General features: G+C 69.2%; 22 protein-coding genes. 14 read left to right on the top strand and 8 right to left on the bottom strand.

What is annotated here, in order from left to right; translation table 11 throughout:
* The first annotated feature begins 10 nt into the window (after window positions 1–10).
* From DYE23_RS14950 to DYE23_RS14970, 5 genes are read left to right on the top strand one after another with little or no spacing between them, the layout of a single operon-like run.
* Window positions 11–493, top strand: a complete 483-nt coding sequence (locus DYE23_RS14950) for a carboxymuconolactone decarboxylase family protein (RefSeq protein ID WP_115327519.1) — start codon at window positions 11–13, stop codon at window positions 491–493.
* A 22-nt stretch (window positions 494–515) separates the two neighbouring features.
* Complete coding sequence (locus tag DYE23_RS14955; protein ID WP_115327520.1) at window positions 516–1,877, top strand: type I glutamate--ammonia ligase; 1,362 nt, start codon at window positions 516–518, stop codon at window positions 1,875–1,877.
* A 9-nt stretch (window positions 1,878–1,886) separates the two neighbouring features.
* The gene (locus tag DYE23_RS14960; protein WP_115327521.1) at window positions 1,887–2,999 is read left to right on the top strand and encodes an amidohydrolase family protein; all 1,113 of its coding nucleotides are present in this window, start codon (window positions 1,887–1,889) and stop codon (window positions 2,997–2,999) included.
* Between the two features lie 43 nt (window positions 3,000–3,042).
* Window positions 3,043–3,399, top strand: a complete 357-nt coding sequence (locus tag DYE23_RS14965) for an ArsR/SmtB family transcription factor (protein ID WP_011894177.1) — start codon at window positions 3,043–3,045, stop codon at window positions 3,397–3,399.
* A 2-nt stretch (window positions 3,400–3,401) separates the two neighbouring features.
* On the top strand, window positions 3,402–3,887 hold the full coding sequence (locus tag DYE23_RS14970) for an SRPBCC family protein (protein WP_115327522.1): 486 nt from the start codon (window positions 3,402–3,404) through the stop codon (window positions 3,885–3,887).
* 66 nt (window positions 3,888–3,953) lie between these two features.
* On the opposite strand, the gene DYE23_RS14975 is transcribed toward DYE23_RS14970, so the two are convergent.
* The 3 genes from DYE23_RS14975 to DYE23_RS14985 are packed head-to-tail and all read right to left on the bottom strand — an operon-like array spanning window position 3,954 to window position 7,989.
* Window positions 3,954–5,714 (bottom strand): N-acyl-D-amino-acid deacylase family protein, encoded by a 1,761-nt coding sequence (locus DYE23_RS14975; protein WP_115328976.1) that lies wholly within the window; start codon window positions 5,712–5,714, stop codon window positions 3,954–3,956.
* 24 nt (window positions 5,715–5,738) lie between these two features.
* On the bottom strand, window positions 5,739–6,209 hold the full coding sequence (locus tag DYE23_RS14980; RefSeq protein ID WP_011894174.1) for a nuclear transport factor 2 family protein: 471 nt from the start codon (window positions 6,207–6,209) through the stop codon (window positions 5,739–5,741).
* The gene (locus DYE23_RS14985) at window positions 6,199–7,989 is read right to left on the bottom strand and encodes an N-acyl-D-amino-acid deacylase family protein (RefSeq protein WP_235660409.1); all 1,791 of its coding nucleotides are present in this window, start codon (window positions 7,987–7,989) and stop codon (window positions 6,199–6,201) included. The genes DYE23_RS14980 and DYE23_RS14985 overlap by 11 nt, the downstream gene beginning before the upstream one ends.
* A 110-nt stretch (window positions 7,990–8,099) precedes the next feature.
* Between DYE23_RS14985 and DYE23_RS14990 the strand changes: the two genes are divergently transcribed.
* The 4 genes from DYE23_RS14990 to DYE23_RS15005 all read left to right on the top strand — a co-directional run bounded on the left by DYE23_RS14990 (window position 8,100) and on the right by DYE23_RS15005 (window position 11,228).
* Window positions 8,100–9,017 carry a dienelactone hydrolase family protein gene (locus DYE23_RS14990; RefSeq protein WP_115327523.1) on the top strand — a complete coding sequence of 306 codons (918 nt, stop codon included), beginning with the start codon at window positions 8,100–8,102 and terminating at the stop codon, window positions 9,015–9,017.
* A gap of 82 nt (window positions 9,018–9,099) precedes the next feature.
* The gene (locus DYE23_RS14995) at window positions 9,100–10,206 is read left to right on the top strand and encodes a glycosyltransferase (protein WP_115327524.1); all 1,107 of its coding nucleotides are present in this window, start codon (window positions 9,100–9,102) and stop codon (window positions 10,204–10,206) included.
* Window positions 10,207–10,237: 31 nt separating this feature from the next.
* Window positions 10,238–10,633, top strand: coding sequence for a hypothetical protein (locus DYE23_RS15000; RefSeq protein WP_013471622.1), 396 nt, complete (start codon window positions 10,238–10,240; stop codon window positions 10,631–10,633).
* A 106-nt stretch (window positions 10,634–10,739) separates the two neighbouring features.
* A complete protein-coding gene (locus DYE23_RS15005) occupies window positions 10,740–11,228 on the top strand; it encodes a hypothetical protein (RefSeq protein WP_115327525.1) in 489 nt (162 codons plus the stop codon).
* Here DYE23_RS15005 and DYE23_RS15010 read toward each other — a convergent pair.
* From DYE23_RS15010 to DYE23_RS15020, 3 genes are all read right to left on the bottom strand, one after another.
* Window positions 11,225–12,520, bottom strand: coding sequence for a cytochrome P450 (locus tag DYE23_RS15010; protein WP_115327526.1), 1,296 nt, complete (start codon window positions 12,518–12,520; stop codon window positions 11,225–11,227). The two genes, DYE23_RS15005 and DYE23_RS15010, sit on opposite strands and share 4 nt — an antisense overlap.
* A gap of 16 nt (window positions 12,521–12,536) precedes the next feature.
* Window positions 12,537–12,932: a hypothetical protein gene (locus tag DYE23_RS15015; protein ID WP_011894167.1), complete on the bottom strand. Its 396-nt coding sequence runs from the start codon at window positions 12,930–12,932 to the stop codon at window positions 12,537–12,539.
* Between the two features lie 62 nt (window positions 12,933–12,994).
* Window positions 12,995–13,213: an Rv3202a family protein gene (locus DYE23_RS15020; RefSeq protein WP_115327527.1), complete on the bottom strand. Its 219-nt coding sequence runs from the start codon at window positions 13,211–13,213 to the stop codon at window positions 12,995–12,997.
* Window positions 13,214–13,432: 219 nt separating this feature from the next.
* Here DYE23_RS15020 and DYE23_RS15025 point away from each other — a divergent pair, with 219 nt between their 5' ends.
* Entirely contained in the window at window positions 13,433–14,314 is an 882-nt protein-coding gene (locus DYE23_RS15025; RefSeq protein WP_011894165.1) for a cyclopropane mycolic acid synthase family methyltransferase, read from the top strand.
* Here DYE23_RS15025 and speB read toward each other — a convergent pair.
* Both speB and DYE23_RS15035 read right to left on the bottom strand, forming a co-directional pair.
* Window positions 14,298–15,362 (bottom strand): agmatinase, encoded by a 1,065-nt coding sequence (gene speB, locus DYE23_RS15030; RefSeq protein ID WP_115327528.1) that lies wholly within the window; start codon window positions 15,360–15,362, stop codon window positions 14,298–14,300. The genes DYE23_RS15025 and speB overlap by 17 nt on opposite strands.
* A 16-nt stretch (window positions 15,363–15,378) precedes the next feature.
* Entirely contained in the window at window positions 15,379–15,786 is a 408-nt protein-coding gene (locus DYE23_RS15035; protein WP_115328978.1) for an acyl-CoA thioesterase, read from the bottom strand.
* 35 nt (window positions 15,787–15,821) lie between these two features.
* On the opposite strand from DYE23_RS15035, the gene DYE23_RS15040 reads away from it, so the two are divergent.
* The 4 genes from DYE23_RS15040 (at window position 15,822) to DYE23_RS15055 (ending at window position 19,638) form a co-directional block, all read left to right on the top strand.
* Window positions 15,822–16,775 (top strand): threonine ammonia-lyase, encoded by a 954-nt coding sequence (locus DYE23_RS15040; protein WP_115327529.1) that lies wholly within the window; start codon window positions 15,822–15,824, stop codon window positions 16,773–16,775.
* Window positions 16,776–16,840: 65 nt separating this feature from the next.
* Complete coding sequence (locus DYE23_RS15045) at window positions 16,841–18,100, top strand: DUF7159 family protein (RefSeq protein WP_115328979.1); 1,260 nt, start codon at window positions 16,841–16,843, stop codon at window positions 18,098–18,100.
* Between the two features lie 19 nt (window positions 18,101–18,119).
* Entirely contained in the window at window positions 18,120–18,743 is a 624-nt protein-coding gene (locus tag DYE23_RS15050) for a Pr6Pr family membrane protein (RefSeq protein WP_172527780.1), read from the top strand.
* Between the two features lie 103 nt (window positions 18,744–18,846).
* Window positions 18,847–19,638 (top strand): L,D-transpeptidase, encoded by a 792-nt coding sequence (locus tag DYE23_RS15055; protein WP_115327531.1) that lies wholly within the window; start codon window positions 18,847–18,849, stop codon window positions 19,636–19,638.
* The last annotated feature ends 3 nt before the right edge of the window (window positions 19,639–19,641 follow it).

Below are 19,641 nucleotides of genomic sequence, written 5' to 3' on the forward strand. Positions count from 1 at the left end.
CAGTTCGGGCATGAGCAGAATCGGAGACTTCAGCGACGACGACGTCACCGGATTCGCGGTGAAGTCACCGGAGTTGGGCGGCGCGATGGCCCAGTTCACCAACGCCGTCTACACCAAGAGCCGGTTGCCGATGCGGACCAGGGAAGCAGCGCGGATCGTCATCGCCTACGCCAACGAATGCGTGGTGTGCCAGAACACCCGCGACGCCGAGGGCGAGGCCAACGGCATCACCGAGGAGTTCTACGACTACGCCACGCAGTGGCGGACCTGGCCCGGGTACAGCGACGCCGAACGGATCGCGATGGAGTTCGCGCACCGGTTCGCGACCGACCACACGGCGCTGCGCGACGACGAGGACTTCTGGGAGCGGGCGTCCGCGCACTTCTCCGACGAACTGCTCACCGATCTGGCGATCTCCTGCGCGATGTGGGTGGGCATGGGCCGGATGCTGCGCACCCTCGACATCGGACAGAGCTGCAAAATCACCCTGTAAGGCCCCACCCGGGCGTTGCAGAATGGCTGGCATGGCCGCCAAACCGCTCGCCGCCGCCGCGATCGCCCAACTCGAGGCCGACGGCGTCGCGACGCTGATCGGCACCGTGGTGAACCCCGCCGGATTGATCCACGCCAAGACCGTCCCGCTGCGGCGGATGGGCTCGTTCGCCGAGCCGGGTCTCGGCGCCAGCCCGGTGTGGCACGTGTTCGCGATCGACCAGACCGGCATCGTGTTCGGCGAGTCCACCGGGGTGGTGGGGGACCAGCGGATCCGCATCGACCTCGGCGCGCTGCGCATCCTGGGCGACGGATTCGCCTGGGCGCCAGGGTCGTTCTTCACCCAGGACGGCGCTCCCGACCCCTACTGCGCGCGCGGCGCGCTGCGCAGGGTTTCCCAGCGGCTTGCCGACGCCGGCATCAGCGCGCTGGTCGGCCATGAGATCGAGTTCGTCCTCGTCGGGCCCGACGGAGCGCGCCTGCCCGCTCACCTGTGGGCGCAGTACGGGCTGGCGGGCGTCCTGGAGCACGAGGGCTTCGTCCGTGACGTGACCGCGGCTGCCAACGCCTCCGGTGTCGCGATCGAACAGTTCCATCCCGAGTACGGGGCCAACCAGTTCGAGATCTCGCTGGCGCCACAGCCTCCGGTCGCGGCCGCCGACCACGTCACGCTGATGCGCATCATCGTCGGCCGGGTGGCCCGCACCTACGGCATGCGCGCCAGTCTGTCCCCGGTGCCCTTCGCCGGCAGCGTCGGATCCGGCGCACACCAGCACTTCTCGCTGACCCGAGACGACGTGCCGCTGTTCTCCGGGGGAGACGGACCCGTGGGCATGACCGCCGACGGCGCGTCGGCGGTCGCCGGCGTCCTGAACGGTCTCACCGAGGCGCAGGGAGTGCTGAGCGGATCGGTGGTGTCCGGCCTGCGGATGGCGCCGGGACGCTGGTCAGGCGCCTACGCCTGCTGGGGCACCGAGAATCGCGAGGCCGCGGTGCGGTATCTGACCCGCGGCGACGCCAACCCGTACGGAGCCCACGTCGAGGTGAAGATCATCGATCCGTCGGCCAACCCCTACCTTGCGTCCGCCACGATTCTGGGACTGGCGCTCGACGGGATGACCCGGGGTCTTGAGCTGCCGGCCGAGGTGGCCGTCGACCCGTCGAGCCTGTCGCAGACCGCGCGCGCCGAGGTTGGCGTCACGGTGTTGCCCACCGACCAGACCGCCATCCTCGACGCCCTCGGCGCGTCGGCCACGATGCGCGACATCCTGGGCGACGCTGTGGTGGATGCCGTGATCGCGGTCCGCCGCTACGAGCAGGAGCACTACGGCGGCCTGGATCCCGACGCCGTCACCGAGAAGTTCCGCCTCGCCTGGAGCGTCTGAGAGCGTGGGGTGCGCGTGAGCTCGCTGCGTGAACACATCGAGGCGGTGCCGCTCGTCGATCACCACGTGCACGGGTGCTGGCTCGGCCGGCATGACCGGGCGCAGTTCGAGAACGCCCTCAACGAGGCCGACACCGCGCCACTCGCCGAGTTCGACTCCGCCTTCGACACCCAACTCGGATTTGCCGTGCGGGCGCACTGCGCGCAGACCGTGGGCCTGGAGCGGCACTGCGGCGCCGACGAGTACTGGAACGCACGCGCCCGCATCGACGAAGATGTTCTGGCGCAACGGTTTCTGGGCGGTGCCGGAGTGTCGGACTGGATCGTCGACACCGGCTTCGCCCACGGAGTGGCCGATCCCGAGCAGCTCGCCGGGCTCGGGGCCGGCCGGGTGCACGAGGTCGTCCGGCTGGAGTCGACCGCCGAGCTGGCCGCCGCCGCCACCGGTGACTACGCGGCCGCGTTCGACGAACTGCTCGACAGGCAGACCCGCACCGCGGTCGGCACCAAGTCGATCCTCGCCTACCGCGGCGGCTTCGTCGGCGACCTGTCGGACCCGTCGCCCCGCGAGGTCGCCGACGCGGCGGCACGATGGCGCGATGCCGGCGGGACGCGGCTCACCGACCGCGTGCTACTGCGTTTCGGGCTGCACCGCGCGTTGCGGATCGGCAAGCCGCTGCAAGTGCATGTCGGGTTCGGCGACCGGGACTGCGATCTGCACACCGCCAATCCGATCCACCTGCTCGACTTCCTGCGGAGGAGCGGCGACACCCCGGTGATGCTGCTGCACTGTTATCCCTACGAGCGCGAGGCCGGCTACCTGGCGCAGGCGTTTCATAACGTCTATCTCGACGGCGGGCTCTCCATCAACCATCTGGGCGCGCGGTCGGCGGCCTTCATCGCCCGACTGCTGGAGATGGCGCCGTTCCGCAAGATCCTGTACTCCTCGGACGGATTCGGCCCCGCCGAACTGCACTATCTCGGAGCGCGCCTGTGGCGCAACGGGATCGGTGCGGCGATGCAGAGCTTCATCGACACCGGCGAGTGGAGCGAGGCGGACGCGACGCGGGTGGTCGACCTGATCGCCCACCGGAATGCCCGGCGCGTCTATCGACTCGACTGATCCTGGGGCTTGACAACATACAACCGGTTGGTTGTATGTTGGTGTGGTGGCAGTACAGGAAGAGGACAGAGTCGACGCGCTGTTCCACGCGCTCTCCGACCGCACCCGCCGCGACATCATGCGGCGCGTGCTTGCCGGGGAGCATTCGGTCTCGACGCTCGCGTCGAAGTACGACATGAGCTTCGCCGCGGTGCAGAAACACGTCGCCGTCCTGGACAGGGCCGGCCTCATCACCAAGAGGCGACGTGGCCGTGAGCAACTCGCCAGCGGGGATGTCGCGGCAGTCAGGTCGGTGGCGTCTGCACTCGAGGAACTCGAACAGATCTGGCGGGGCCGGGTGGAACGCATCGACGACCTCATCGCCACCGACAAGGAACCGAAGAACGCAACAAAGGAGTGACCATGCCCGTGACCGACGTCCAGCACGACATCGACAGCCGCACCCTGACCATCGTCGCCGACTTCGCGGCCCCGGTGGAACGGATCTGGCAGATCTACGCCGATCCCCGCCAGCTCGAAAAGATCTGGGGCCCACCGGAATACCCGGCCACTGTGGTCGACCACGACCTACGGCCCGGCGGCCGTGTCACCTATTTCATGACCGGCCCCGAGGGCGACAAGCACGCCGGATACTGGCAGATCACCGCGGTCGACGAGCCGAACGGATTCACCTTCGACGACGGATTCGCCGACCTCGACTTCAACCCGAACCCGGAACTGCCGGTCTCGAAGAACGTCTTCACGTTCACGGCGCACAACGGCGGCACCAGGTCGACGTTCGTCAGCACCTACGCCACCGCCGAAGCACTGCAGCAGGTACTCGAGATGGGCGTCGTCGAAGGCGCCACGTCCGCGATCAACCAGATCGACGGCCTCCTCGCGGGCTGAACCCCCGCCGACGGTCTCTTCGCGGGCTGAACCCGCACCGACGGTCTTTTCGCGGGCTGAACCCGCTCAGCGGACTCCGCGTACCAGCCGGCCTGGCCGTTCCCCGGTGTCGACGCCGAAACGCCGCGTCACCACGCCGCTGACCACGGTCGCGTCGTAACCGGATGCGCCCTGGATGAGTCGTCGACCGCCCGCGGGCAGGTCGTGGACCATCCGGGGCACATCCAGACGCAGCGCATCCATGTCGATGACGTTGATGTCGGCCTTCTTGCCCGGCGCGATCACACCGCGGTCGGACAGGCCGAAAAGCGTTGCCGTATCCAGGGTCTGCTTGCGGACCACTGCTTCCAGCGAGAACTTCGGACCGCGGTGACGGTCCCGCGCCCAGTGCGTCAGCAGGAACGTGGGATAGGAGGCGTCGCAGATCAGCCCGCAATGTGCGCCGCCGTCGGACAATCCCGACACGGTGCCCGGATGCGACATCATCTCGTGGATGGCGTCGTGGTTGCCGTCGGCGTAGTTGAAGAACGGCAGCATCAGCATCGCGGTGGCGTCGTCTTCGAGCATCAGGTCGTACAGCGTCGCGAGCGGGTCCGCACCGGCGCGCTCGGCGATCGCGGCGACGGTCATGTCGGGGGTCGGCTCGTAGTCGGGTGGGTTGCCCATCGGGTAGATCCGGTCCAGCGCGTTCTGCACCAGGGCGAACAGCGAGTCGAACAGCGGGACCGGCTGCGGGGGAAGATCGCTCTCGGCCAGGATCGCCGCCCGCACTGCGGGTTCGGCCAGTTTCTCGGCGAGCTCCTGCGGTCCGAGCTGCGCCTTGAGCGCGCGGTAGGTGGGCCGATGGGTGAACGCGTGATAGCCGGCGAATCCGAACAGCATGCCGAACGGCCGAGCGGCGAACTGGCCGTACACCGGGACACCGTTGTCGTGCGCCTTGCCGATGCGGTCGAGTTGCTCGCGGTACAGCGTGGGGGCGCCGCCGGTCTGCAGCAGCGTGAACGACACCGGCCGTTCGATGTCCGCGGCGATGCGGGTCAACAGGTCGAGTTCGGTCAGCGACGCCGCGTCGTTCTCGCCCGCGGTGCCGGCCGGGGAGCACTCGAAGACCGCCTGACCACCGGCGGCCATCGCCCGCCCGAGGCCCAGCAGTTCCGCCTCGACGGCGTAGGTGCCCGGCATCACGGTGCCGTCCAGCGCGCGGTGCGCCTCGGTGCGGGAGGTCGAAAAGCCCAGGGCCCCGGCCTCGATGCCCTCCCTGACCAGCCGGGCCATCGCGTCGATGTCGTCTGCGGTGGCGTCCTCGTTGCGCGCGCCGCGCTCACCCATGACGTACCCGCGCACGGCACTGTGCGCGATCTGCGTGCCGTAGTCGATGGCCAGCGAACGTCTGCCGACCGCGTCCAGGTATTCGGGGAAGCTCTCCCATTCCCAGGTGATGCCTTCGGCCAGCGCGCTGCCGGGGATGTCCTCGACGCCTTCCATCAGCTCGATCAGCCACTGCTCCCGGCCGGGCCGCACCGGTGCGAACCCGACGCCGCAGTTGCCGCTGACCACCGTGGTGACGCCGTGCAGGCTCGACGGTTCCAGCGTCTCGTCCCAGCTCACCTGACCGTCGTAGTGGGTGTGGATGTCGACGAATCCCGGCGCCACGATGCGCCCCGTCGCGTCGATCTCCCGTGCCGCTTCGGTCTGCAACCCGTCGGCGTCACCGCTGCGGCGGCGCACCTCGACGATGCGGCCGTCCTTGATGCCCACATCGGCGCGGAAGCGTTCGGCGCCGGTGCCGTCGACGACGGTGCCGCCGGTGATCTTCAGGTCCAGCATCATCGTCTCCTTCAGCGGGGCTCGTCAGACCAGACCGGTCGCGTCGAACACCCACGACATGTCGGCCTCGGCGAAATCGGCCAACCAGGTGGGCGGGGCCTTGCCGGCCAACGCCGCCATGTCCCAGTAGTCCTTCCACAGCGTGATCCTGCCATCCTCCACACGGTGCACCGTGACGAACTGCAGAACCGCTGATTCGCCTGTGTCCCAGTGCCATTCCTCGTGATGCTCGTACATCACGTCGGCGCCGTTGCTGACCATCAGGCCGGTGAAGTTCTCATACGACGCCAGCGGTTCGATGCCGATCTTGAGCCGCTTGACGATGTCCTCGGGTCCACGCGCGGCCGCGGCCGGGCCGACAGGCATGTCGAGGTAGATGCAGTCGGGGGCCAGGAACGTCTTCACCGCATCCCAGTCGCGCGCCGACAGCGCCGCCCACATGCCGTACACCGTCGCTTCCACCGGCGCTTCCCTCGCGATCTGGTCAACCGGCATGGGTCAGCACCCCTTCGGTGGCGGGCAGCGCCGGCACCCTGTGCGCAGCGCGCAGGAATCGGCCGGTGCGATGCGCACCGACCAGCGGCGTCGGCACACCGCCGACGAACACCGCACGCCCGCCGACGAACACGGCAGAGACGGTGTCGTCGTTGCGGTTGACCATCCTCGACAGGCCGCCGTACTGGTCGACGGTCTCCTCGGCGTAGGCGTCCAGCGACGCGTCGAGCCGCTCGGGGTCGAGGATCACGATGTCGGCGCGATCGCCGAGTCGCAGATGGCCCGCGTCGATGCGGTACCAGTCGGCGAGCTCGCCGGTCAGCCGGTGTACGGCCGCCTCGATCGTCATGAACGGCCGGCCCGCCCGCGCGGCGTCCTGCACGTGCCGCAGCAGACGCAGGCCCATGTTGTAGAAGGCCATGTTGCGCAGGTGCGCACCGGCGTCAGAGAAGCCCATCTGGATGCCGCTGTCCGCGGCAAGCTTCCTGAGCACCTCGGGGCGGTGATTGGAAATAGTGGTGCGCCAACGGAGTTCGTTGCCGTGCTCCAGGACGAGATCGAGGAACGCGTCGACGGGATGCAGTCCGCCGCGATCGCGACCCACCTCCCCGAACGACTTTCCGATCACGGCCGGATCCGGGCAGGCGACGATCTCGGCGTCGAAGAAGTCCCGGTGCCACACCCGCATCCCGAACTTCGCGTCGTAGTCCTTGCGGAACTCCCGGCGGTAGTTCTCGTCGCGCAGCAGGGCGTTGCGCTCGACTTCGTCCTTGAGGTGCAGCGCGGCCGCGCCCGAGCCGAACTCCTCGAAGATCACCAGGTCGATGCCGTCGGCGTACACCTCGAACGGCACCGGCAGGTGCTGCCAGCGGAAGTTCCCGCCGAGCCGGTTCGCCAGGCGCGCAAGGGGTCCCAGCAGCTTGACCGCCACGGGATTGGATTTCACATCGGCGGCCGACAACAGGCTGGTCTTGAGCGGGTTGCGGACGATCCCCAGCGACTGGAACACCTGTGACCCGATGCTGAGCGGGTTCTCGATGTCGGGGCCGGACTGCAGAACCCGTCCGGAGCGGCGCAGCAACGACTTGAGCCGCCGCAGTTCCCGCGGCTTGGCGTAGGTCGACGGCAGCGTGCGCGACCGGCACACCTCGCCGTCGAGCTTGTCGAACAGCAACTGCTGCGACGACATGCCGACGAAGCCGCTGCGCAGCGCCTCGGTCAGCATCTGCTCCATCTGTGACTGCTCCGCGGCGGTCGGCCGGACGTCGTCGCGGGTCGCGCGGTCCAGCCCCATCACCGCCGCACGCATGTCGGAGTGGCCGAGGAACGCGGCGACGTTGGGTCCGAGTGGCCGCGCCTCGAGCGCGGCGATGTACTCCTCGCCGTTGGACCACGTCTTGTGCGTGTTCACCGCGGAGATGACGTGCTCGCGGGGGATGGCCTCGACCCGACCGAAGATGTCGCCGGCATCCTCGGCGTCGACGTACACCGTGGACAGCGAACAGGATCCGAGCATCACCGTGGTGACCCCGTGGCGCAGGGACTCCGTCAGGGCCGGACCCCCGAGGACCTCGATGTCGTAGTGGGTGTGGATGTCGAGCATCCCGGGCAGCACCCACTTGCCCGCCGCGTCGATGACGTTCTCACAGCCGGTCTCGTCCAGGTCGCCGTCGGTGATCGCGGCGACGTGTCCGTCGCGGATTCCGAGGGTGCGCACCGCGGACGGCGCTCCGGTGCCGTCGAACCAGCGGCCACCCCGGATGATCATGTCGTAGGTCACATCGTCATCGAACAGTGCGCGCAGTCACGTGTCAACGAAATCGGTGAACAGATTGTCATGAGTGTCTACACCGGCTTATTTTGCGTGGTCGACGCGCATAATCGGGTGTTGTGACGCCGCTGCAGCGCTATATCGCCGAAGAGATCGCCACCGACCACGTCGACGGGCTGATGTCCCGGCGCGAAGCGCTGCGCCGGCTGGCACTGCTCGGGGTCGGTGGCGCCGCGGCGACCGCGCTGATCGCCGCCTGCGGGCAGAACCAGCAGTCCGCCGAGACCACCGCCGAGCCATCGCCCACGTCGGACACACCCACGTCCGACGCACCGCCGCCGGGGATGGACGCAGCGCTGCCGACGGAACCGGTGACGTGGGCTGGGCCGAAAGGGGAGTTGCAGGGCGCGTGGGCACAAGCCGCCGAACCGCGCGGCGGCATCCTGGTGATCCACGAGAACAAGGGACTCAACGACTGGACGCGATCCGTGGCGGGACGGCTTGCCGGCGCGGGATATTCGAGCCTGGCGATCGACCTGCTCTCCGAGCGGGGCGGCACCGCGACGTTCGCGGACCCGGCGGAGGCCACCGCGGCTCTGGGCGCCCGCACCCCCGAAGACATGGTGGCCGACCTCAGGTCCGGTATCGCAGAGGTGCAGCGGCGCACACCCGACAAGAAGGTGGCCGCCGTCGGGTTCTGCATGGGCGGCGGTCTGGTGTGGCGTCTGCTCGCCGCGGGGACCCCGGAGCTCGCCGCGGCGTTCCCGTTCTACGGCCCGACTCCTGAGGCCCCCGATTTCGCCGGGTCCCGGGACGTCGCCGTGCTCGCGTTCTACGGCGAACTCGACCAGCGCGTCAACGCCACCGAGCCGGATGCCAGGGCCGCGCTCGAGAAGGCCGGCCTGGTGCACGAGATCGTCATCGAGCCGGGTGCCAACCATGCGTTCTTCAACGACACCGGTGACCGTTACGACCCGGCCGCCGCCGCCGACGCGTGGGAACGCACCCGGGCCTGGCTGACCGCCCACGTCGGATAGCGCACCCGCCGTCAACCCGCTGTTCGGCAACGCGCCGGTGCGCCGTTGACAAGCGCACACCTGCGCAGGCTGGGATGCAGCCATGCGGGTCGTCCAGGTTGCGAACTTCTACGGTCCGCGCTCCGGAGGGCTGCGGACCGCGGTCGACCGCCTCGGAGCCGAGTACTGCGCGGCCGGTCACACCGTCCACCTGATCGTGCCCGGCCGTCATCCCGAGACGGTCACGCTGTCCTCGGGTGTGGAGCGGATCAGCCTGCCCGCCAGGCTGATCCCGTGCACCGGTGGATACCGTGCGGTGCTTCCGCGCCCCGTCACCGCTCTGCTCGGGCACCTGCGACCCGACGCGCTGGAGGTATCGGATCGGCTCACGTTGCGGTCGCTGGGACCCTGGGGGCGGCGGCACGGCGTGTCGACGGTGATGATCTCCCATGAGCGGTTGGATCGCCTTGTCGGACAAGCACTTCCCGACCCGTTGGCCCGGTGGGTCGCCGACGCCGCCAATCGTCGTACCGCGGCGAGCTACGACACCGTCGTCTGCACGACGGCGTTCGCCCGCGCCGAGTTCGACAGGATCGGCGCCACGAATGTGATGACGGTTCCGCTCGGCGTCGACCTCGACCAGTTCCACCCGCGCCGGCGATCCTGGGCGGTGCGCAGACAGTGGGCGGGCCGGGGACAGGTTCTGCTGGTGCACTGCGGCCGGCTCTCGGTGGAGAAGCATCCGCACCGCAGCATCGACGCGACCGCCGCTCTGCGCCGCCGCGGCATCGACGCCAGGCTGGTCGTCGTGGGGGAGGGACCGCTGCGCGCGCGACTGGAGCGACAGGCGGCGCGGCTGCCCGTCGACTTCACGGGTCACATCGGGTGCCGCGACACCGTCGCCGAGATACTGGCGAGCGCCGATGTGGCGCTGGCTCCGGGACCCCACGAGACGTTCGGCCTCGCCGCCCTCGAGGCGCTGGCCAGCGGAACCCCAGCGGTGGTGTCGCGGACCTCGGCACTCGCCGAGATCCTGACGCGGGACAGCGGAGCCACCGCCGACAACGACCCGGATGCCGTCGCCGAGGCCGTGGCGGGTGTGCTGACCCGTCCTGAAGCTCAGCGCCGCGACTGTGCCCGGCGCCGTGCCGAACAGTTCACCTGGCCGAGTTCCGCCGCCGGCATGCTGCGCGTGATGCAGAACCGCTAGCGGTGGCGACCGGGTGCCTTACGATCCAGGGATGATCCGGTCGTTCACCGTGCTGGCCCTCACCGCGTTGCTGTCGGGCTCGGCGGTGTCGGTGGCGGGTGCACAACCGGAACAGAATGGCTGCACCTACGTGCTCAGCGCGCCGAGCGTGGTGAACGTCTCGGGCACCGACATGGTGACCGCGACGGTGAACATCGGGGCGTGCGACGGCGCGGTGACCTACCAGACCACGGCCTGCATCTCGCTGCACGGAGCAGATGACGCCGGGCACTGCGCCCAGGGCAGGGGCATCCTGCCCGCGCAGGTGTTCTTCCAGCCCTACCGTCCCGGCGCGACCTATACCGCCACGGGCCGCGGCTGCGCGTCGAAGGGCAATCCGCCCCAGAAGTACTGCCAGGAAGTCGGCCCCTTCACCGCCACTCTGTGACTGACGCTGTGACGTCTCTGTGACGGTTTAGCGCCGGCGCTGCCCGGGCATCCGACCGGTCGACGGAGCCGTCAACGTCGGCGGGCTCCCCATCGAAGGAGTCGGCATGGATACCAACGTCATCTGGATCATCGTCGCAGTGGTCGTCGCGCTGATCGTGGTCGGCGTCCTCGTGGCCCTGGCCCGCAAGAGCCGCAACCGCCGCCGCGCCGCCGAGGCCGACCGCATCCGCGAGGAAGTCCATCACGACACCAAGCGCGTCGAACGCCAGGCCACCCTCGTCGAGGAGACCGAGGCCAAGGCCCGTGCGGCGAAGGCGGAGGCCGAGGCCAAGGCCGCCGAAGCCGAGGCGAAGGCTGCTGAGGCGGCCCGCCTGGCCGACACCGCGTCGACGAGTCGTGACGCGCTGACCAGCTCGCAGGAGCACATCGACGCCCGCCGGGAGCACGCCGACAAGCTCGATCCGCGCCGTCGCACCGCCGATCAGGCGGATCCCGCGGTGCAGAACCGCGAGGACGTGAACACCCAGACCGGTGTGACCACCCACCGCGACGACACCACCCACACCGTGGGCCCCGACACCAGAACCCGCTAGCGGGTCGGCGGGGTCCAGGCCACGGGCAGGGTCTTGATCCCGTGGATGAACGCCGAGTGGAGCCGGCCCGGCTCCTCGGTGGCGTGGATGTCGGGAACGAGACGGTGGAGTTCTTCGAAGGCGACCGTGATCTCGCGTCGGGCCAGGTTGGCGCCGAGACAGAAGTGCGCGCCTCCACCACCGAACCCGACATGCGGGTTGGGGTGACGGCCGACGTCGAACAGCCACGGGTTGTCGAACTTCGTCTCGTCGCGGTTCGCTGAGCCGTACCAGAGGGTGACCTTGTCTCCGGCGGCGATCGTCTGGCCCCCGACTTCGACGTCGCGGGTCGCGGTGCGGCGCATGTATGCGACCGGCGACGCCCACCGCACGATCTCCTCGACTGCGGTCGGTGCGAGCCCGGCGTAGTCGGACCACCAGCGATCGCGCTGTTCGGGGTAGCGACTCAGAGCGAGCACACCGTGGCTGATCGCGTTGCGGGTCGTCTCGTTACCCGCGACGACGAGCAGGATGAAGAACGATGCGACCTCGGCGGAGGTCAGACGCTCGCCGTCGAGCTCCGCCTCGATCAGCGCCGTGGTCAGGTCGTCGCCGGGGCGGGCCCGCCGGTCGTCGGCGAGCTCCGACGCGTATGCCCCGATACCCATTGCGACAGAGACGAATTCGTCGAAGTCGGTGGCGATGTCAGGGTCGCCGAAGCCGAGGATGACGTTCGTCCAGTGGAAGATCTTCTGGTGGTCGCGGGGTGGAATGCCCATCATGTCGCAGATGATCTGCAGCGGGAGCGGGCCCGCCAGCTCGGCGACGAGCTCGCCGCGACCGTCGGGATGGGCGGCCACCATGTCCTCGACGAGCCGCCGCGCGCGCTGACGCACCGAGTCCTCGATCAGTGCCAGGACCCGGGGGGTGAACGCGCTGCGCACGATGTTGCGCAGCCGGGTGTGCCTCGGGTCGTCCATCGCGATCATCGACCCGAAATACTCGGCCAGCTCGGGGGTTTGGTCGCCCACGGTGATCCCCAGCGCCGAGCTGAAGATCTCGGGATGCCTGCTGGCGAAGAAGACGTCGTCGTGGCGGGTGAGAGCCCAGTGACCGGCGACCTCGGCGTCCTCGTCGGTGATGTAGGCCCGGTGGAAGGAGACCGGCGCTTCCCGTCGCAGTGTGGCGAACGCGCCGTCGCGGAAGTCGTCATCGAGACCCCAGAACTCCCACGAACCGAGGTCGATGTCGGCCAGCGGAACCTCCGGCGGCGCGATGCCGTTACGGCGGACCGGATGCGCGTCGAGGCTCATGCCGTCCAACGTAGCCTCAGGGCCGCGCCTCGTGACCCTTTCTGCCGTGTGTGCGTCGCTCTTCCTTCATCCGCGCCTCGTGCACGTGCCGGGCGCCGTCGAGAAGCTCCTCGCGCACCTGCCGCTCGTGATCCCGGAAGGGCGACCAGTAGTTGTCGTCGAACTCCTCGACGACCTGAAAGGTCCAGCGGCCGTAGAGGACATTGCGGCCGATCAGATCGGTCTCCAACCGCTCGGCGATCGCGTCGGCGCCTGCTTCTCGCAGCGCGTCACTCGCCTCGCCGGCGAGCAGGTCGGCATGGCCCATCAACTGATGGAACGAATACAGGTGCCCCCTGGCACGCTCCACGAATTCCAGAGCCTCGGTCAGCTTGCCGACGGCGTCGACCGTGGCATCACTTGCGTCCGTCATCGCTGCGAGATACCCCGCGCGACCCGGGCCGAATCAGCGCAGGTGTCGCCGGCGGTGCCGGGTCAGCGCTCGAATTCCGAATCATCCTCGGGAACGGCGATGGCCTGCTCGATGAGGTCGGCCTCGTCGGCCTGCCAGCCCCGATCGGCGTTCACCGTGGCGGCCTCGCTCCAGGACTCGTCGTCGGCGTCACCGACCGGAATCTGCTGTTCGGCGACGTCGGCCTCGGAAGCCTCCGGGATGGGTGTGTCGGTGAAGAGACTGCGGTCGGGCGTCGTCATTGAGGTTCTCCCCCCGGGCGGTCGGTACAGGCATCATGCGGTACCCCAACCATAGGCGTGTTCCGAGGAGTGCGTTGCTGCGCGGTGTGCGCTGGGCATTCACGGGCTTGCTGGCCCCTCGGGTACGCTGCTTGGATTGTGCGAACAGCGGGGATCTCCTCCACCACGGGCGAGTTCCCGTCCCCCGAACAGCGACCAGAACCTCAAAAGGCCTGAAACTTGTCTGATACTCCGAACGGCTCTGCGGATCTGCAGCCGCACTTCGATGACGTCCAGTCGCATTACGACTTGTCAGACGACTTCTACCGGTTGTTCCTCGACCCGACGCAGACCTACAGCTGCGCGTACTTCGAACGCGACGACATGACGCTCGAAGAGGCCCAGCGCGCGAAGATCGACCTGGCGCTCGGCAAACTCGGACTCGAACCCGGCATGACGCTGCTCGACATCGGGTGCGGCTGGGGCGGGACTTTGCTGCGCGCCCTGGAGAAGTACGACGTCAACGTGATCGGCCTGACGCTGAGCCGCAACCAGCAGGCGCACGTCCAGAAGGTTCTCGACGAGCACGACAGCCCGCGCAGCAAGACGGTGCTGCTGCAGGGCTGGGAGCAGTTCGACCAGCCCGTCGACCGCATCGTGTCGATCGGCGCGTTCGAGCATTTCGGCAGCGACCGCTACGACGAGTTCTTCCGGCGTGCGTACTCGGTGCTGCCCGATGACGGCGTGATGCTTCTGCACACCATCGTCAAGCCCAGCGACGAGGAATTCGCCGAGCGCAAGCTGCCGCTGACCATGACGAAGTTGAAGTTCTTCAAGTTCATCATGGACGAGATCTTCCCCGGCGGAATGCTGCCCAAGGTCGACGACGTCGAAAAGCACGCCACCAAGGCGTCGTTCAAGGTCAACCGCATCCAGCCGCTGCGGCTGCACTACGCCCGCACACTCCAGATCTGGGCGGCGTCGTTGGAGTCCCGTCGGGATGACGCCATCGCGATCCAGTCCGAAGAGGTCTACGACCGCTACATGAAGTACCTGACCGGCTGCGCGGAGCTCTTCACCGAGGGCTACACCGACGTCTGCCAGTTCACTCTCGCGAAGTAGCGTCCCGGTCCCGGTAGGACCGCGCCGGTTGGCCCACCTCGCCGTTCGCGGCGTCCCTGCGTCGCGCCGCCATGCCCGCCAGCGCCTCGAACACCACCCGGTGCGCGGCGTTGACCGTGAGCTCGGCGTGGTCGTAGGCCGGTGCCACCTCGACAACGTCGACGCCGGCGACGTCGTGTTCGTAGCAGAGTTGCCGCACCATGCGCAGCAGGTCGGCGCTGGTGATGCCGCCCGGCTCCGGCGTTCCCGTGCCCGGTGCGTGCGCGGGATCGAGCACGTCGATGTCCACGGAGACGTAGAGTTTGTCGGCCTTGGCCAGGGCCTCGCCGACCGCGTCGGCCATCACCGCCTTGAACCCTCGCTCCCAGATCTCCTGCATCGTGTGCCAGGTCATCTTCTGCTCGAGCATCCAGTCGAACGTGTCGCGGGGCGGCCAGTAGCCGCGTAGGCCGACCTGAACGAAATGTGACCCGGGCACCGCACCGGATTCGATCAGCCGGCGCATCGGAGTGCCGTGGCTGGCGAGGTTGCCCTCGATCTCGTCGGCGGTGTCGGCGTGGGCGTCGAAGTGCACGATGCCGACGTTGCCGTAGCCGTGGACGTCGGCGACCGCGGTCGCCGCGGGCCAGGTGATGGAATGGTCGCCGCCGAGCACCACGGGCACGATGCCGCGGGAGGCGAGCATGTGCACGCGTTCGCGAATGTTGTTGTGCGACACCTCGGTCTGGCCGTGTGGGCAGTAGGCGTCACCGAAGTCGACGACCTCGAGCCAGTCGAAGATCTCCAGCCCGAGGTCCATGTGATAGGTGCCGGGCTCATAGGCGGTGGCGCGGATGGCCCTGGGCCCGAAGCGCGCGCCGGGTCTGTTGGTGGTCCCCACGTCGAACGGTGCGCCGACGATCGCCGCGTCGGGCCTCCAGGAGTCGAGCTGCTCGACCTCGGTCAGGAACGGGCGATGCCCGAAGGACGCCATCCCGGCGTACGCCAGCTCCAGTTGTTCGGCCATTCCCGGCGGCAGCTCCCGGTGGTGTCCGTGATCGCGCCCCATGGCATGACCGTACCGCTCAGGTGGCCCCGGAACGCGTCAACGCCGCACGCAATCCGTCCGGCACGGGCCGCTTCGTCCAGTCTCCGGTCGACACCACGACGTAGACGTTGTGTCCGCGCACCGCAACACGTTCGGCGCCATCCCCGGTGCGTGCCAGCACCGTGAACGTGACCGTGAAGCTGGTGGTGCCGACGCGGCCGCAGTCGGCGGTGACGCGCACCGCATCGCGCCACCGCACCGAGGACCGGTAGTCGATCTCACTGTGCACGACCTGGAAGTCGTGGCCGCCGGCCATCAGATCGGGGTAGGCGACGCCGAGGTCATCGAGCAGGCCGGTGCATGCCTCGTCGAACCAGGTCAGGTAGTGGCCGTTGAACACGACTCCCTGCTGGTCCACCTCGGCGTAGCGCGGGACGACGGGCATCGAGAACTCGGGCACGCCCAATACCCTAGACAGCCATGGAGCTCGTGACGATCGACGACATCCGGGCGGCGGCGGAGCGCATCCGCCCCCACGTGGTGCGGACCCCGCTGCTGGCCGCGCGCTGGGGCGACGCCGAGCGTCCGCTGTGGGTCAAACCGGAGAGCCTGCAGCCGATCGGCGCGTTCAAGGTGCGCGGCGCGTTCAACGCCGTCGGGACGGTCAGGGGCAGCACCTCCGACGTCGTCGCATACTCCAGCGGCAACCATGCCCAGGCGGTGGCGTACGCCGCGGCGGCCTTCGGTCTGCGCGCCCATATCGTGATGCCGAGGGAAACCCCGAACATCAAGGTGCAGGCCACCCGGGATCTCGGCGCCAGGGTCGTGCTCTCGGAGGCGGGACAGCGCGAGACGGTCGCCGCCGAGGTCCTCGCGGACACGGGAGGGGTGATGATCCCGCCGTTCGATCACCCTGACGTGATCGCCGGTCAGGGCACCGCCGGACTCGAGATCGCCGAAGACCTCCCGTCCGTGCGGACCGTGCTGATCCCGGTCAGCGGGGGCGGTCTCGCATCGGGCGTCGGCACGGCGATTCGCGCGTTGTGCCCGCAGGCCAGGATCTTCGGTGTGGAGCCGGAACTCGCCGGCGACACCGCGGAGAGTCTCCGAGCCGGCCGCCGTGTCGACTGGTCGATCGAGGACCGCAACCGCACGATCGCCGACGGCCTGCGCTCACAACCGTCCGAGCTGACCTTCGCCCACCTGCAGCGGGTGCTGGACGGGGTGATCACCGTAACCGAGGACGAAATCCGTTCCGCAGTAAGGGAATACGCATACCGGGGGAGGCTGGTCGCGGAACCCAGCGGCGCGGTGGCACTCGCCGGGTACCGGCAGGGCATCACCGGGGACGGGGACACCGCGGTGATCCTCTCCGGCGGCAACATCGAGCCGTCGACCCTGCGGCAGATCCTCACCGAGGCGGCTCCGACCTGATTTGACAGGTGTGCAATGACAGGTGAGCTGCGGGTAGGGTCTCCCGGGGTTTCGAAGGAGTGTGGGTGAACGCTGTTCTCGGATTGTCGGTGACGCCGTCCGGCGTCGGCGTCGTGCTGGTGGAAGGGCACGACGATGACCGGGTCACCCTCGACGGCGAACGGTTCGAGGTCCGCAGGCGCGGATCGGCGACCGCGGCGGAAACCTCCGCGCAAGCTGCCGCCGCGGTCCTGCGCACCGAGGCCGTCGCTGCCGATCTCGGCCGCCGCGTGCACTCGATCGGTGTGACCTGGAGCGACGATGCGGGTACGGAGGCGTCGCTGCTTCTCACGTCGCTGCGCGAGTCCGGGTACGACAACATCGTGCCGGTCCGGCTCTCCGAGGCGACCGACGCCCTGGCGCGGCGGATCGCACTGGTGCTGGGCTACCGGACCACCGCCGTCTGCGTGATCGAACCCGAACAGCTCATCGCGCTCGTCGTGTCCGTCGAGGACGCCGCCGACGGGACCTCGGAGGCCGTGCAGACCGCGGTCAATCACAGCGTGGTGACCGAGGACGACCTCGTCGGCTGGCTCAGCACCGTGTTCACCCGCGCAGACTGGGAGCCCGAGGCGCTGGTCCTCGTGGGTTCCGGCGAGGATCTCGAGGATCTGCTGCCCGTGCTCGAGGACGCGCTCGCGGTGCCGGTGTTCTCACCCGCCGAGGCTGCGCTGGCACTCGCCCGCGGCGCCGCGCTGGCATGCGCGCAGCCGGGGGAGTTCGCCGGCTGGGGTCCGGCGACCCCGGACCCCGTCACACCGTATGCCGGCCGCCTCCGGTCACGGAGTGCACGGAGCGGGCCGCTGGCGCTGCTGGCCGCCGGGGCGATCACGTTCGTGGCGTCGGCGTCGGCGGCCATCGCGCTGCAGGTGGCTCCCGAACCGGTCGTGAGTCCACCCCGCACGGCCGTCGAGTCCCCGGTGCGCCAACCCGCCGCGCCGACCCTTCCGGCACCCGCACCCTTCGTCGCCCCGCCCCCGGAGACCGTCCCCGAACCCGTCGTACCCGCCGCCGAGGACGTGCCCGCCGAGGCTCCGCCTGCCGAGGACCTGCCCGTCGAGGCCCCACCCGACGTGCTGCCGCCCGCCACGCCCCCCGTGGACGCGATCCCGGCAGCGCCACCTCCGCCCGTCGAGCCCGCCCCCGAGCTGATCCCTGCGCCGGTGCCCGCGGAACGGCCGGGGATCCTGCAGCGGATCCGCGATCGGCTCTCCCGGGTCGACGACGCCGTCCCACCGCCACCGCCACCGCCACCACCACCGCCGTTGCCGGTGCCTTTGCCGTAGTCGGCCTACCCTGGCGCAGGTGAACGTTCCCGTCGCCGCGTCCCCGCCCACGCTGGTGCGGACGGTGGTGCGCGTCGCGGTCATCGCCTGCGTCGCCGCGGCAGTGCTGATCGTGGAGTTGACGTCGAGCCGGGGCGTGAGCTGGCGCCTGATCACCTTCACCTATCAGGCCAACCTGCTCGCCGCGGCGTACTACCTGTGGACGTTCGTGGCGCCCCGCGCGAACGGCCGTGTCGGGCTGCGCGGCGCGGTCGTGCTCTACGTGGTGATGGCGGGTGTGGTGTGGAATCTGTTCCTGACCGAACACAGCATGGGCTACACCCCGGCCAACCTCCTGCTGCACGTGGCGGTGCCCGTGCTGGTCATCGCCGACTGGGTGCTCGTCGGCCGCGGCGTGACCCGGGTGCCCTGGTGGTATCCCGTCGCCTGGCTCGCCTATCCGGCGGCGTACCTGCTGCTGGCGCTCCTCGTGCTCAACACCGCAGGGCGGCGCGCACCGTATTACTTCCTGGATCCGGGCAGCGTCGGGGCGCCGGCGGTCGCGCTGAACGTCGCGATGCTGGCGGCGTGCGTCCTCGCCGCGGGCTACGCACTGCTGGGGGTCAACCGCGGTGCGTCGACGCTGCGTGCGGATGCGGCGTGAAACGTTCCCGAACGGGGAATCGATACTCGACCAAAGGCAACGACCGTCTGCCGTGGGGCGCTGATCGGCGCCGGGGGCGACGGCCGAGATTTAGGATGGCACCATGCTGAGACACCGTCGACAGCAGATCCGAACGAGCAGTGGGATCGCGATGCGGGTCGCAGCCACGCTGGCAAGCGTCGCGATGGTGACGGGGATGACGATGGCGGTGTCGTCCACGGCGACCGCGGCGATCGACACCAGCGTCGCGAGCGTGTCTCCCGGCCCCGGACAGACCGTCGGGGTGGCCCATCCGGTGACGGTCACCTTCACCGAGCCGGTTCGCGACCGCACCGCGGCGGAGAACTCGATCAGCGTGGCGCCGGCCGGGGCGCCCGCATCCCTGCCCGGAACGACGCGGTGGCTCGACGGCCGCAGTGTGCAGTGGGAGCCCGCGCAGTTCTTCCCGGCCCACACCCCGATCACGGTCTCGGTCGGCGGGTTCGCGACGAGCTTCCAGACCGGCTCCTCCGTCGTCAGCGTCGCCGATCTGAGCGCGTACACGTTCACCGTCAGCATCGACGGAGTCGTCGCCCGCGAGATGCCCGCCTCGATGGGCAAACCGAAGTTCCCCACACCGACCGGCCGGTTCACGGCGCTGTCCAAGGAACGCAACGTGACCTTCGACTCCCGCACGATCGGGATCCCGCTCGACGACGAGGAGGGATATCTCATCAAGGGGGAGTACGGGGTTCGCGTGACCTGGGGTGGCGTCTACGTGCACTCAGCACCGTGGTCGGTCGGCTCGCAGGGCTACGCGAACGTCAGCCACGGCTGCATCAACCTCAGCCCCGACAACGCCGCGTGGTACTTCGACACCGTCAGCGTCGGAGACCCCATCATCGTGCAGGCCTGACCC

Origin of the sequence: Mycolicibacterium gilvum (assembly GCF_900454025.1) — a bacterium.
GTDB classification, from domain to species: domain Bacteria; phylum Actinomycetota; class Actinomycetes; order Mycobacteriales; family Mycobacteriaceae; genus Mycobacterium; species Mycobacterium gilvum.

What these genes read in the sequence shown, in the direction of transcription:
- speB (WP_115327528.1), bottom strand. Translation starts at nt 15,362, where the DNA reads ATGGGGCGCGATCACGGACACCACCGGGAGCTGCCGCCGGGAATGGCC.
- DYE23_RS14955 (WP_115327520.1), top strand. Translation starts at nt 516, where the DNA reads ATGGCTGGCATGGCCGCCAAACCGCTCGCCGCCGCCGCGATCGCCCAA.
- DYE23_RS14950 (WP_115327519.1), top strand. Translation starts at nt 11, where the DNA reads ATGAGCAGAATCGGAGACTTCAGCGACGACGACGTCACCGGATTCGCG.
- DYE23_RS14980 (WP_011894174.1), bottom strand. Translation starts at nt 6,209, where the DNA reads ATGCCGGTTGACCAGATCGCGAGGGAAGCGCCGGTGGAAGCGACGGTG.
- DYE23_RS14995 (WP_115327524.1), top strand. Translation starts at nt 9,100, where the DNA reads ATGCGGGTCGTCCAGGTTGCGAACTTCTACGGTCCGCGCTCCGGAGGG.
- DYE23_RS14975 (WP_115328976.1), bottom strand. Translation starts at nt 5,714, where the DNA reads ATGCTGGACCTGAAGATCACCGGCGGCACCGTCGTCGACGGCACCGGC.
- DYE23_RS14970 (WP_115327522.1), top strand. Translation starts at nt 3,402, where the DNA reads ATGCCCGTGACCGACGTCCAGCACGACATCGACAGCCGCACCCTGACC.
- DYE23_RS15010 (WP_115327526.1), bottom strand. Translation starts at nt 12,520, where the DNA reads ATGAGCCTCGACGCGCATCCGGTCCGCCGTAACGGCATCGCGCCGCCG.
- DYE23_RS15000 (WP_013471622.1), top strand. Translation starts at nt 10,238, where the DNA reads ATGATCCGGTCGTTCACCGTGCTGGCCCTCACCGCGTTGCTGTCGGGC.
- DYE23_RS15035 (WP_115328978.1), bottom strand. Translation starts at nt 15,786, where the DNA reads ATGCCCGTCGTCCCGCGCTACGCCGAGGTGGACCAGCAGGGAGTCGTG.
- DYE23_RS15005 (WP_115327525.1), top strand. Translation starts at nt 10,740, where the DNA reads ATGGATACCAACGTCATCTGGATCATCGTCGCAGTGGTCGTCGCGCTG.
- DYE23_RS15020 (WP_115327527.1), bottom strand. Translation starts at nt 13,213, where the DNA reads ATGACGACGCCCGACCGCAGTCTCTTCACCGACACACCCATCCCGGAG.
- DYE23_RS15040 (WP_115327529.1), top strand. Translation starts at nt 15,822, where the DNA reads ATGGAGCTCGTGACGATCGACGACATCCGGGCGGCGGCGGAGCGCATC.
- DYE23_RS15055 (WP_115327531.1), top strand. Translation starts at nt 18,847, where the DNA reads ATGCTGAGACACCGTCGACAGCAGATCCGAACGAGCAGTGGGATCGCG.
- DYE23_RS15015 (WP_011894167.1), bottom strand. Translation starts at nt 12,932, where the DNA reads ATGACGGACGCAAGTGATGCCACGGTCGACGCCGTCGGCAAGCTGACC.